The sequence below is a fragment of the Nonomuraea zeae genome (genome assembly GCF_005889725.1).
Lineage (GTDB): Bacteria > Actinomycetota > Actinomycetes > Streptosporangiales > Streptosporangiaceae > Nonomuraea > Nonomuraea zeae.
Map to the genome: position 1 here is coordinate 1 of NZ_VCKX01000333.1, position 12,656 is coordinate 12,656.

The following is a 12,656-nucleotide window of genomic DNA, read 5'->3' on the forward strand; positions in this document are numbered from 1 at the left end:
GTGTATAAGAGACAGGACCAGGGGAGGGGACTCCGGCGGCGCGCTCATGACTTCGGCGCCTTCGCGACCTCGGCGTCGAAGCGCCGGATCAGCTCCTGCTTGTGCGCCCCCGCGGCGATGCTGTCGTAGTCGACCAGCCTCAACGTCGCCAGGTCGGCGGTCTTGTCCGACCTCCTGGCCCGCGGGTTGGTGGGCGCCTGGTACGACCTGACCTCCGGCCCGATCTCCTGCGCCGCCGGAGTCAGCGCCCAGTCGATGTACTTGCGCGCGCTGACCGGGTTGTGCGCCCCTTTGACCAGCGCCACGCCGCCCACCTCGTAGCCCGTCCCCTCCGAGGGGAACGTGACCTGCAGGTCGGTGAAGCCCTGCTCCCTGGTCGCCAGGCAGTCGTGCGAGAAGACGATGCCCACGCCGACCTCGCCCCGCGCGACCTGCTGGGCGGGCGCGGCCCCGGACTTGCTGTACTGCAGCACGTTCGGATGCAGCCGCTTCATGTAGTCCATCGCCCCGGCCACCCCGTCGGCCGGCCCGCCGTGCAGCGTCACCTGGGTCCACAGCGCCGTGTACGCGGTGCCCGACGTGGACGGGTGGGCGATGCCGATGTTCTGCCTGAGCGCCGGGTCCAGCAGGCTCTGCCATGACTCGGGCACGGGCACGTGCTTCTCCCCGAGGATCCTCGTGTTGCCGCAGAAGCCGAGCACGCCGACGTACACGCCGGTCCAGGTGCCGTCCGCGTCCTTGTAGCGGTCGGGGATGACGGCCGCGTCGGGGGAGACGTAGGGCTCCAGAAGGCCGTCCCCGGCCGCGGCGGCGTACCCGTCGGCCGGGCCGCCGTGCCACACGTCGAACTCCGGGTCCTCCCGGCCCGCCTTGATCCTGGCCAGGGCCTCGCCGCTGGACAGCCGGACGAACTCGGCCCCGGTGCCGGTCGCGGCGGTGAAGGCGGCCGTCATGGCCGCGCACCACTCCTCGGTCGCGCCGCACGCGACCACCACGTTGCCCCCGTCGGCGGCGGCCGTGCCGGGCGTGCCCGCGCACCCGGTCCCGGCCAGCATGAACGTGGTGATCAGGAGCAGCGCCTTGGGTAGGCGGGCCTGCGGTTGAACCATGATCGACCTCCCTCGAACGGCCTGATGCCCGCAAAGCTAGGCCGCGCGGCGGCGCGCTCCGGTGACAGGGCGGTGAGCCTTGGTGACGGCGCCGTCACCTACTGATCGGGCTGATCGGGCTGATCGGGTGCGTCCGGCATCAGATAGCCGGCGCCCCTGACGGTCTGCACGTATCGTGCCGCGTCCAGCGCGGCCAGCCGGGAGCGCAGGCGGTACACCGTGGATCTGACCACGTCCCGGCCGCCCATGAGATCGGCGGTGCCCCACACCGCGCGCAGCAGGTCCTGCCACGACTGCGGGCGGCCGGGCCTGGCCGCCAGGTGGGCGAGCAGTTTGAACTCGGTGTAGGGCAGCTCCAGCCGCCGCCCGCCGACCGTGACGGTGTGCCGGCCGGGGTCGATGACCAGGCCGCCGACGCGCAGCGCCGCCCCCTCGCCGTCGCCAGGGGCGCGGCGGCGGCGCACCAGCGCCTGCGCGCGCAGGGCGACCTCGCGCGGGTGGAACGGCTTGGTCACGTAGTCGTCCGCCCCGCGCTCCAGCCCGGCGATGACGTCCTCCTGCTGGGTGAGCGCGGTGAGCAGCATGACGGGCACGTCGCTCCTGGCCCTGATCAGCTCGCAGAGCGAGAGGCCGTCGAGCGCCGGCATCAGGACGTCCAGCACGACCAGGTCCACGTCGTGGGTGCGCAGCAGGTTCATGGCCGTGGCTCCGTCGTGGGCCGTCAGCACGGCGAAGCCCTGCGTCTGCAGCGCGAACTCGACGATCGCCGTCATCTGCGGCTCGTCGTCCACGACCAGCGCGGTGCACCCGGTGACCATGTGACCCCTTCTCAGCCCGGCAGCGTGAACAGGAAGGTGGTGCCGCGCATCGACGCGGTGTCCACCATGATGGCTCCGCCGTGCAGCTCGACGATGGTCTTGGTGATGACCAGGCCGAGCCCGGTGCCGTCGGCCAGCGGGCGGCCGGTGACGAACCGGCGGAACAGGCGGCGGCGCTGCTCCTTCGTCATGCCGGCGCCGTCGTCGGTGACGTACACCGCGATCCCCGTGTCGATGACGGCCACCCGCACGTCGATGCCGCCGCCCACGGTGGTGAACCGGCCGGCGTTGGACAGCAGGTTGGTGAACGCCTGGGCGATCAGCATCGGGTCGGCCTGGATCCGCGGGGTGACCTGCGGGGTGTCCAGGGTGATGCGCTGCTTGCGCTGGGCGCACAGGGGCCGCATGGCGGTGACGACGTCCCGCGCGACGACGGAGACGTCCACCGGCTCCAGGCGCGGGGTGAACAGGCCCGCCTCGATCTTGGCCTGGGTGAGCAGGCTCTCGCACAGGGCGATGACCTGCGCGCACTGCTGGTCCACGACGGTGACGAAACGCTGCTGCGCGGGCGTCAGCGGCCCGGGGCTGCCCTCTCCGAGCAGGTCCACCGCACCTTTGATCATGCTGAGCGGCGTACGCAGCTCGTGGCTGAGCGCGGTCACCTGCTCGGCCCGCCGCTCGACCAGCTCGCCGAGCCTGGACAGCTCCGCGCGCTGGGCCGCGGCCACCCGGCGCATGCCGGCGACGGCCAGCCCGGCGCCGCCGGCCAGCCCGGCCACCGCGACCAGCGCGGGCCAGGCCCCCGCCGCCACCGCCACGACCGTGGCCGCGACCCCGGCCAGCCCGGCCAGCAGCGGTAACCGCGGCGATCTCGCCCGGCCACGCAGCGCGTCTGCCGCCATCTCCCCGTCACCTCGCCGGCACGTCCGACATCAGCAAAAGGATGACGTGCCTCTAAGCGCGGCGAAAGCGTCAACCGTGCAACAGGCCAGAAATCCCTGCGAAAGGGGCAAAGCTAGGTTGGCGGGTACGACCGGCGGCGCGCCCGCCGGCGACCGGGCACCCCCGGCCGCATGGTTGACATGAACCCACATGGTTGACATGAACCCACCAACCCCACGAAACTCTCCCGAAACAGTGGCGTGCCTACGGTAAACGTTTACAGGAGCGGTCGATGCCCAACCCCCGATGGATCGCCGCCGGCGTGCTGGCACTCCTCACCTCGCTCGTGACCTCGGCGGTCCCCGCGGCGCCCGGAGTGACCGACGCGCGGGCGGGCGGCACGCTCACCACCGGCTCCGCGCCGTCGCAGGCGCTGGGCGAGAGCATCGCCTACAACGTCTACCTGCCGCGCGGCTACGCCCGGGACACCGATCGCCATCCCGTGCTCTACCTCCTGCACGGGCGCGGCGACACCATGCAGGCGTGGACGCGCGTCACGACCACGCTCGACGACATGATCAGGACCAAGCGGATCCCGCCGGTCATCGCCGTCATGCCCGACGCCCCCTGGAGCGAGCGCGGCAGCTGGTACACGGACTCCGCCTACACCGGCGCCGACCTGCCGGGACGGCCGGTCGAGACGGCCCTGACACGCGACCTGGTCGCGCACGTGGACGCGACGTACCGTACGGCGCCCATCAGGCAGGCCCGCCTGGTCGGCGGCTACTCGATGGGCGGCGCGGGCGCGCTGCGGTTCGCGCTGGCCCACCAGGACCTGTTCAGCGCCGCCGCCGTGCTCAGCCCCGCCGTCTACACGCCGCTGCCGCCCGCCGACTCCTCCGCCCGTGACTACGGCGCGTTCGGCACGGGCGCGGAGAAGTTCTCCGACCAGGTGTACCGGGACCTCGGCTACCCGGCGCTGCTCCCCGAGCTCGACCCCGACCTGCCCGTACGGCTGTTCGTGGCGGTCGGCGACGACGAGTACGCCAACCCGGACCCCGCCGACGCCCGCCACGACCTGGACTTCGAGTCCGCCGCCCTCTACAACGCCGCCAGGCGCTCGCCCGCCGTCTCCGCGCAGCTGCGCGTGCTGGACGGCGGCCACGACTGGACGGTCTGGACCCCGGCCTTCGAGCAGGCCATGGCCGAGCTGGGCCCGGGGCTGAGCGTCACGCCGCCGACCGGCCTGCCCGCGCCGCTGCACGGCACGGCCGCCGCCGACTGGGCGGGCGGCGTCGCGGCCCACCAGGACGGCTCCCTGACCGTCGGGTACGCGGCCGGCGGCCCGGTGGACGGCCGGCCGCACGCGGGCCGCCTCGACGCGGTGCTCACCCGTACCGGTGCGAACCCCTGGACCGTGGAGTTCGGCACCGCGGGCGACGAGCGGCTCTACGGTGTCGCGCCGCTGCCGGACGGAGGGGTGCTCGCGGCCGGCTACACCAAGGGCGACCTGGACGGCCGGCACGCGGGCAACACCACGGACGACGCGTTCGTGGCCAGGCTCGACGCGAGCGGGACCGTCCGCTGGATCACCCAGTTCGGGGCGAAGGACGCCGCCGACCGCCTCTACGGCCTGACCGCCGCCCCGGACGGCGGCGCGTACGTGGCGGGCTACACCAAGGGCGCGCTCGACGGCCAGAACAGCGGCGACAAGGACGCCCTGCTGGCCCGCCTCACGCCGGAGGGCGAGCTGTCCTGGATCCGCCAGTACGGCGGCGCGGGCGAGGACAAGGCGGTCGGCGTCGCCGCCGACGCCACGGGCGTCTACGTCACCGGCAGCGCCACCGCGGCGCTCCCCGGCACCACCGCGCTCGGCGGCCTCGACGGCTGGATCGCCGCCTACGGCGCGGACGGCACCAGGAAGTGGGCGAGTACCGTGGGCGGCGCCGGCGACGACCGGCTGAACGCGGTCGCCGTCACCACCACGGGGCTGGCCGCCGCCACGGGCGCGACGTCGGGTGATGCCCTCACGGTCGCCTACACCGGCCAGGGCAAGCGGCGCTGGCAGCACACCCTGGCCACCTCCGCCGCCGACGAGGGCGCCGCCGTGGTGCCGCTGCCCGGCGGGGAGGTCGAGGTCGTCGGCTACACGCGGGGACGCGTCGGGGTGCAGGCGGGCGGCGCCGACGTCGTGGCGGCCCGCCTGGACGCCAAGGGCGTGCAGCGCGCCGCCACCCAGCTCGGCACCGCCAGGGACGACGCCGTGGACGCCTTCGCCGAGCCCAACCTGTACGCCGCCGCCACCTCGGCGGGCAAGGTCGCGATCTCCGGCCTCACGTACGGCACCCCGGAAGGCGGCGGCACCGCGCCCGGCAACGGCGACGTCTTCCTGGCCACGATCGACTAGAACGTCACCAGCGGGTCCCCGATGAAGTCCGCGATGAAGTTGACGAAGAAGAACCCGAAGAACAGGAAGTTGAGCACGAGGATGACGTAGTGCCAGGGGCGTGGCCGGGCCGGGCGCGGGAGCTTGCTGTTGAGATACATCAGCAGGAACGGATACAGCAACGCGCCCAGGTTCGACATGTTGGCCGACCATTCGACCAGGCCCACCGGCAGGCTCTGGAAGATGATGATCGAGATGGCCACCAGCAGCAGGAGCATGAACGGGTAGTAGAACCGGCGCGGGTCACCCTGGATCAGGGCGCGCAGGCGCGGGCTCGTGGAGTTGGCCGCGTCGGTCGTGACCCGCACCATCGCCTCGAAGATGCCGAGCTGCGTGGAGAACAGGATCAGCACCCCGACCACGAGCGCGACGTAGAACGTCACCCTCCCGTACTCGCCGCCGAGCGCGGTGGCCACGAACGTCGGGACGTTCGCCCGCGTCGGCTTCTCGCCCGACAGCGTGACCGCCTGCGCCATCAGGATCGTGGGCAGCAGCATGCCGAGGATGGCGCCGACGAAGAAGACGCCCCACATGTCGATCATCAGCAGCCGGTACCACCTGCGCCACAGGCCCCGGTTGAGCTCGTTGTCGGGGAAGGTGACGCCGCTGGCCCGGATCTCGCTCCCGTCGCCGCGCAGGCCCGAGATGTAGCCGACGCGGTGGCCCATGCCGTAACCCTTGTCGCGGTAGTGGCCCATCACGTACCAGTTGAGGCCCGAGGCCAGCGCGGTGAACCCGGCCAGCGCGCCGAGCTGGGTCGCGGTGATCCCGGCGGGCGGGGCGGCCGGGGTGACGAAGCCGCGGATGCCCTCCCACCACTGGCTGAACGGCACCACGAGCAGGTCCACGGCCAGCAGGGCGAGCAGGATGGCGCTGACCATGACCCAGTTCGCCAGCTCCAGCGCGCGGCTGATGCGGCGGGCGCCGGCGGTGATGAGGAACACCAGCACCAGCAGGCCGATGGCCCACCAGCGCGGCTCGGCGTCCGTGGCCGCCGGGGCGACGCCGTGGACCAGCGCGTACACGCCCTGACCCGCCGACGCGGCCCAGCCGCCCGCGATGAACGCGAAGATCACGATGAGGACGGACAGCGGCACCCAGAGCGGCCAGCCGGGCGGCACCCGTCCCCACCCGACCACCGGGGTCTCGCCGGTGGCCAGGACGTAGCGCGAGCACTCCACGTTGTAGAACGTCTGCAGCAGGGCCGACACCACGATGACCCAGCCGACGCCGACAAAACCGTACTGCCCCACGTTCAGGGGCCCGAGCAGCCACTCTCCGCTGCCGATCGAGATGCCGAGCGCGATCAGGCTCGGGCCGATGGCATATTTGACGAGCTCCTTGGGGCCGATCTTGGAGACCTTGAAGACCTCCTCAGGCGTGGGCAGGTCGGCGATTTCGAGATCGGGACGGCTGACTCCGAGTGGGTGCGACATGTCAGTGCCTCCTGCCGTTCAGGGTGATCCCGAACAACGGCGGCTACAAGACCCAATTGCCGCGCCGGACCGGGCCGGCCGGAGCTCTCAGGCGCGCAACGACTCGTACAGGCCGAGCGTGCGGTGGGCGATGCGGGACCAGGAGAAGTGGCCGACCGCGCGGGCCCGGCCCGCCTCGCCCATGGCCCGCGCCCGCTCGGGATCGCCGAGCAGCGCGTTGACCCGCTCGGCCAGGTCCGCCGCGAACAGCTCGGGATCGTGCGGGGTGCCGTCGGCGCCCTGGGAGATCGGCACCAGGAGGCCGGTCTCGCCGTCGGCCACGACTTCGGGGATGCCGCCCGTGGCCGTCGCCACCACGGCCGTCTCGCAGGCCATCGCCTCCAGGTTCACGATGCCCATGGGCTCGTAGACCGACGGGCACACGAACACCGTCGCGTGCGTCAGCAGCTGGATCACCTCGGGCTTGGGCAGCATCTCCTGGATCCAGAACACGCCCTTCCGGTCGAGGCCGCGCACCAGGTCCGTCACCTCGGCCGCGATCTCCGGCGTGTCCGGCGCGCCCGCGCACAGCACGAGCTGCGCCTCCGGGTCGAAGGACCGCGCCGCGTGCAGGAGGTGGACGAGCCCCTTCTGGCGGGTGATGCGGCCCACGAAGACGACGTACGGCCTGCGCGGGTCGACCCCGTGCTTCTCCAGCACGTCCACGCCCGGGTCGGGGGCGTATTCGGCGGTGTCGATGCCGTTGTGGATGACCGAGACCCTCTCCGCCGGGATCTCGGGGTAGGCCGCGAGCACGTCACGGCGCATCCCCTCCGACACGGCGATCACCGCGTCCGCGGCGGCCAGGGCCGTCCGCTCGGCCCAGGACGAGATCGTGTACCCGCCGCCGAGCTGCTCGGCCTTCCACGGCCGCAGCGGCTCCAGGCTGTGCGTGGTGATCACGTGGGGGACGCCGTGCAGCATCGTCGCGACATGCCCGGCGAAGTTGGCGTACCAGGTGTGCGAGTGAACGACGTCGGCGCCCGCGCAGGCGGCGGCCATCTCCAGGTCCACGCCGAGCACCTGGAGGGCGGCGTTGGCGCTCGCCAGCCCGCCGGGCACCCGGTAGGCCGACACCCCGGGCTCGTCGCGATCGGCCCCGAAACAGCGCACGCGTACGTCGGCCAGCTCCCGCAGCTCTCTGGCCAGGTATTCCATGTGCACTCCGGCTCCGCCGTACACCTCTGGCGGATACTCCCGGCTGAGCAGATCAACACGCATGACATGACCTTATGGCGGGGCACGCCCCGCGGACCACCATAAGGGCCGGGTTTTGCCCTGACGATCAGCCTGAGCTGCACGAAGAACTCATCGGCAAGCCCTGGCTTGGCAACGCCAGTTCGTGCATCGACCACCAAAATAGGACACGAAGGAGGTTCACCGTGCGGGGTTTCGTCGATAGATCGGCCATTTGAGGGTAGCGTCCTGGACATGAGGTCCCGGAGGGTGCTTGCGGTCGTGCTGGCAGGTGGAGAGGGTAAGAGGCTGATGCCGCTCACGGCGGATCGGGCGAAACCGGCGGTGCCGTTCGGGGGGATGTATCGGCTCGTCGATTTCGTGCTGTCCAACCTGGCGAACGGCGGCTTCCTGAAGATCGTCGTGCTGACGCAGTACAAGAATCACAGCCTCGACCGGCACGTGTCGCGGACCTGGCGGTTGTCGGCGATGCTGGGCAACTACGTCACCCCGGTGCCCGCGCAGCAGCGGCTCGGGCCGCGATGGTTCTCGGGGTCGGCGGACGCGCTGTTCCAGAACCTGAACCTGATCTACGACGAGATGCCCGAGCACGTGATCGTGTTCGGCGCCGACCACATCTACCGGATGGATCCGCGGCAGATGGTCGAGCAGCACGAGGACTCGGGCGCGGACGTGACGGTGGCGGCGATCAGGCAGCCGCTTTCGCTGGCCGACCAGTTCGGCGTGATCGAGACCGATCCCGAGGGGCGGCGGATCGTCGCGTTCAGGGAGAAGCCGAAGGACGCGGTGGGGCTGGCCGACTCGCCCGACGAGGTGTACGCGTCGATGGGCAACTACGTGTTCAAGACGCAGGCGATGATCGACGCGCTGCGCGAGGACGCGCTCGACCCCACCAGCAAGCACGACCTGGGCGGCAACATCATCCCCATGCTGGTCAAGTCGGGCGGCGCGGACGTCTACGACTTCGCCAACAACATCGTGCCCGGCTCCAGCGAGCGGGACCGGGGCTACTGGCGCGACGTGGGGACGCTCGACGCCTACTACGAGGCCCACATGGACCTCATCTCGGCGCACCCGGTCTTCAACCTGTACAACGACAAGTGGCCGATCTTCACGGGGCACGACCCGCTGCCCCCCGCCAAGTTCGTCCACAACGACGGCGACCGGGTGGGGCGGGCGATCGACTCGCTGGTGTCGCCCGGCGTGATCGTCTCCGGCGGCACGGCGATCAGGTCGATCCTGTCGCCCAAGGTCGTGCTCCACTCGCACTCGCTGGTGGAGGACTCCGTGCTGATGGAGAACGTCAAGGTCGGCAGGGGCGCCATCGTGCGCAAGGCGATCATCGACAAGAACGTCGTGATCCCCGACGGGGCGCGGATCGGCTTCGACCTCGACTACGACCGCACCCGGTTCGCGCTGACCAGGGGCGGGGTCGTGGTCATCGGCAAGAACGAGATCGTCGACCGGTAGCGGCTTGGTCGACCGGTGGCGGCCTCGTCAAGCGGTGGCGGCCGCGTGAAGCGGTAGCGGGAGCGGCCGGGAGCGCCGCGCGGCCTCGCGGGTCGCGCGGCGTCAGGCTCTTGCGAGGTGCTCGGGTGCTTGGGTGCTCGGGTGCTCGGGTGCGCCGCTCCGGGCACGCGCGGTGCGGGCGCGTGGCCAGGGCCGCCCCTTCGGCGCAGCGAACATTCACCCGCAAGGAGCAGTCACCGGATGGCTGATGACGGGCCAGACCGGGTCATGGGCATGCGGCGAGCGGAGGGCCGGAGCGCGGGGTGCTCGTGCGCGCAGTCGAGCCGGGAACGGGCGACCAGGGCGCCTGGGGTCGGAGCCGGAAAGGGGCGGGGGCGAGCCGAGGGAGCCGGGAACCGGAGAACCGGGACAGGAGCGATCCTTGTGAGGGTGGGGGAGCAGTCGGAGGCCGCGATGGTTCGGCAGTGAAACAGCGTCGGCGGTGAGAACAGCCTCAGCGGTGAAGCAACTTCGGCGGTGAGAACAGCCTTGGCGGTGACAACAGCTTCGGGGCGGAAAACAGAGGGGTCCCGGGTCACTAAAGACAGTGTCCCGGGACCTAACCGGACGTGCCGGCCGCGTGACTAGCGGCCGTACCAGATGGCGGGCCAGCCGTAGCCGTTCCATACGCGGGGGCCCCAGACACCGCGATCGCCCCAGCCACGGTCGTTCCAGCGAACGCCCCAGCCGGTGTGGATGCCGTCCTCGTGCGGGCGGTTCCAGCTGTCGCCGTTCCAGCCGCGGTTCCAGCCGTCGCGGTCCCAGTTGTTGTCGTGGTGCGAGTTCTCGCGGTTCCAGCCGTTGTCCTGGTTCCAGCTGTCGCGGTCCCAGTTGTTGTCGTGGTGCGAGTTCTCGCGGTTCCAGTTGTTGTCCTGGTTCCAGCTGTCGCGGTTCCAGTTGTTGTCCTGGTTCCAGCCGTCACCGTTCCAGTTGGTCCGGTTCCAGTCGCCCCCGTTCCAGTCGTTGTCCTCGCTGGCGTCGTCCCAGCCCTGGTCCTGGTTGCGGTTGTCCCAGTTGTCCCAGTCCTGGTCGTGGCTCTCGTCGTGACCCTTGTCGTGGCCCTGGTCGTGGCCCTCCTCGTGCTTCTGCTCGTGGCCGCGGTCGTGCTTGTCGGTCTCCTTGCGGCCTTCGCAGGCGTTGGCGTCGCGGCGTCCGGCGTACACGCCATGACCGTCGATGCGAAGCGAGTGGCGGACGTCGGACACGCTCAGGTCGCACGTGACCTCGGCGTTGGCCGGGCCGGTTATGCCGATGAGCGCGGCGGCGGTGACTAGTGCACCACCTGTGGCTATGAGGTTAACTTTCATGATCTCCCCCTGTAATCACGAAGTGACAACGGTTCATCACTGTACGTAGTCGATCCCGTAACGCGGCGTAACGCCACGCGCGGAGTGACTCGTCACTTTGGGGGTCCCGAGCGAACAGTTCGCAGCTATGTCAGCACCTGCCGGGAGACGCGGTGGATGCGGGGCTGATGTCCGGAACGGCGATAACCAAAAGCTATGGCAACAGGTCTTGGACCAGGGGCGCGGCGACCGCACATCATCGTCGCCATGACCATGCACCCTGCCCCCGCCCCGTCCCGCCGGCGCCGATCCGGCACGAAGCAGCCCGGCCGTCTCAGGCTGCGCGCGGCCCTGACCGCCGCGGTGGCGGTGGTGGCGGTGCTGGCGATGGGCGCATGCGGAGCGGCCCCCGACGCGTCCTCGCCGGGCGCGCCACCTGCCAGCTCTCCCTCAGTGGCCGTGGCGGCGGCGGCCCGCGCCTACGTGGACGCGGTGAACGCCCGGGACCTGGATGCGCTCGCCGCCGCCTTCGCTCCCGACGCCGAGATCATCGACGTCAGCCGCAGCATCCGGGGGCACGAGGCCATACGCGCGTGGGCGGAGCGCGAGGTGATCGGCGGCGCCCTCCGCGTCATCTCGATCGCCGAGAACCGCTCGGACGGCCAGAAACTGCTGGTCCACTGGGCCCCGGAGGGCTCAGACGGCTGGCGGGCCCACTACGACTTCACGGTGGGCGACGGCCGGATCGTCAAGGTGGACCTCCAGTACGCCTGACCGCCTCACCTGAGCCTGCGCCTCCAGGGCCCCGCGACCGGCCCGCCAGGGCAGCCGCCATCGGCCTGTCAGGGGCTCGCGAGTGGCCTGCTGGACTCCTGACCCGGCATCCAGGGGCGGGTGATCGGGTCGCCGGGCGCGCGTGAATGGCTCGTCAAGGACGCGTGCACGTGCGTCCTGGGTTGATGGATGAGAGACCGGCTACCGGTTGCGCCAGAGGGTGGCTCGCGTGAGGTCGCCGTCCTGGGGGACCGAGCCTGCGGCGTAGACCTCGTCCGTGCCCGGGCGGTGCGACAGCGCGGTGACGGTGCCGGCGACCTTGGTGGACGTCCAGCGACCGCCCGAGTGGTGCAACAGCCGGGAGCCGGTCGAGTCGAGCACCCACACCCCGCCCCGCCCGTCCGGCTCGGCCTGCGTGAACGTGGTCCCGGGCGCCCCCCACAGGCACCGCCACCCGCCGCCGTCCCAGTGCAGCGCCACCGGCCGCACGACCTCCAGGGGCTCGCCCAGCCTGTCGGTCTTCCCCGGCGCGAGCCACGACACCCCGCCGACCGCCCACACGTCGTCCACGCCGAGGACCGCCACGTCGTCGAGGTGCGCCCGGGGTGAGGAGGCATGGAGCGGCAGACCCAGCTCGGGCACGTGCACGACCTGCCAGGCGGAGCCGTTCCAGCGTGCGGCCGGCTGCGGTCGCGCGCCGTTCCAACTCGCCGCCGGTTGGGATCGCGCATCATCCAGGCTTGTAGTCGGTTGGGAACGCGCATCGTCCACGCTCGTGGTCGATCGTGGTCGGGTGTCGTCCGAGCTCGTGGTTGGCTCCGGTCGTTCGCCATCCTGGCTGATGGTTGGTTGTGGCCGGGCGTCGTCCTGGTCTGTGGCTGGCTGGGCCGGGTAGCCCGCCGCGCTCACCGTCCACACGTTCGCGCCCTCGCCGCCGACGGCGCTCGCGCTGACCGGCAGCCGGTACGCCTGCCACACCGAGCCGCTCCACCGCAGGGCCGTCCGCCCCGAGACGACCCACGGCCCACGCGCGGCCGTGCCGTACAGGCCGATGCCCGAGGCGTCCCGCCCCGCCAGCCACTGAGGGAGCAGCCGGCCGCCGCTGAGCGTGCCCACCAGCCCCGCCCGTTCGCCCACCCGCCCGAACGCCCACGCCAGCT

10 protein-coding genes are annotated in these 12,656 nt (G+C 71.5%); 3 read left to right on the top strand and 7 right to left on the bottom strand.

Features of this window, described 5'->3' with window-relative positions; genetic code table 11:
- Positions 1-44 precede the first annotated feature (44 nt).
- The 3 genes from ETD85_RS53055 to ETD85_RS53065 form a co-directional block, all read right to left on the bottom strand.
- Positions 45-1,109: an ABC transporter substrate-binding protein gene (locus tag ETD85_RS53055; RefSeq protein WP_138697465.1), complete on the bottom strand. Its 1,065-nt coding sequence runs from the start codon at positions 1,107-1,109 to the stop codon at positions 45-47.
- Between the two features lie 98 nt (positions 1,110-1,207).
- Complete coding sequence (locus tag ETD85_RS53060; protein WP_138697466.1) at positions 1,208-1,927, bottom strand: response regulator transcription factor; 720 nt, start codon at positions 1,925-1,927, stop codon at positions 1,208-1,210.
- An 11-nt stretch (positions 1,928-1,938) separates the two neighbouring features.
- A complete protein-coding gene (locus ETD85_RS53065) occupies positions 1,939-2,829 on the bottom strand; it encodes a sensor histidine kinase (protein WP_138697467.1) in 891 nt (296 codons plus the stop codon).
- Positions 2,830-3,101: 272 nt separating this feature from the next.
- Here ETD85_RS53065 and ETD85_RS53070 point away from each other — a divergent pair, with 272 nt between their 5' ends.
- Positions 3,102-5,216, top strand: coding sequence for an alpha/beta hydrolase-fold protein (locus ETD85_RS53070; protein ID WP_138697468.1), 2,115 nt, complete (start codon positions 3,102-3,104; stop codon positions 5,214-5,216).
- Here ETD85_RS53070 and ETD85_RS53075 read toward each other — a convergent pair.
- Both ETD85_RS53075 and glgA read right to left on the bottom strand, forming a co-directional pair.
- Entirely contained in the window at positions 5,213-6,691 is a 1,479-nt protein-coding gene (locus tag ETD85_RS53075; protein WP_138697469.1) for an Nramp family divalent metal transporter, read from the bottom strand. The two genes, ETD85_RS53070 and ETD85_RS53075, sit on opposite strands and share 4 nt — an antisense overlap.
- An 87-nt stretch (positions 6,692-6,778) precedes the next feature.
- Positions 6,779-7,951, bottom strand: a complete 1,173-nt coding sequence (glgA, locus tag ETD85_RS53080; RefSeq protein ID WP_138697470.1) for a glycogen synthase — start codon at positions 7,949-7,951, stop codon at positions 6,779-6,781.
- A gap of 210 nt (positions 7,952-8,161) precedes the next feature.
- Between glgA and glgC the strand changes: the two genes are divergently transcribed.
- Positions 8,162-9,397, top strand: coding sequence for a glucose-1-phosphate adenylyltransferase (gene glgC, locus ETD85_RS53085; protein ID WP_138697471.1), 1,236 nt, complete (start codon positions 8,162-8,164; stop codon positions 9,395-9,397).
- Between the two features lie 623 nt (positions 9,398-10,020).
- Here the strand turns inward: glgC and ETD85_RS53090 are convergent.
- Positions 10,021-10,743, bottom strand: a complete 723-nt coding sequence (locus ETD85_RS53090) for a hypothetical protein (RefSeq protein ID WP_138697472.1) — start codon at positions 10,741-10,743, stop codon at positions 10,021-10,023.
- A gap of 246 nt (positions 10,744-10,989) precedes the next feature.
- Here ETD85_RS53090 and ETD85_RS53095 point away from each other — a divergent pair, with 246 nt between their 5' ends.
- Positions 10,990-11,496 carry a nuclear transport factor 2 family protein gene (locus ETD85_RS53095; protein WP_170247337.1) on the top strand — a complete coding sequence of 169 codons (507 nt, stop codon included), beginning with the start codon at positions 10,990-10,992 and terminating at the stop codon, positions 11,494-11,496.
- Positions 11,497-11,697: 201 nt separating this feature from the next.
- On the opposite strand, the gene ETD85_RS63960 is transcribed toward ETD85_RS53095, so the two are convergent.
- The coding region (locus ETD85_RS63960) for a hypothetical protein (RefSeq protein WP_170247338.1) at positions 11,698-12,656 on the bottom strand (959 nt) is incomplete at its 5' end.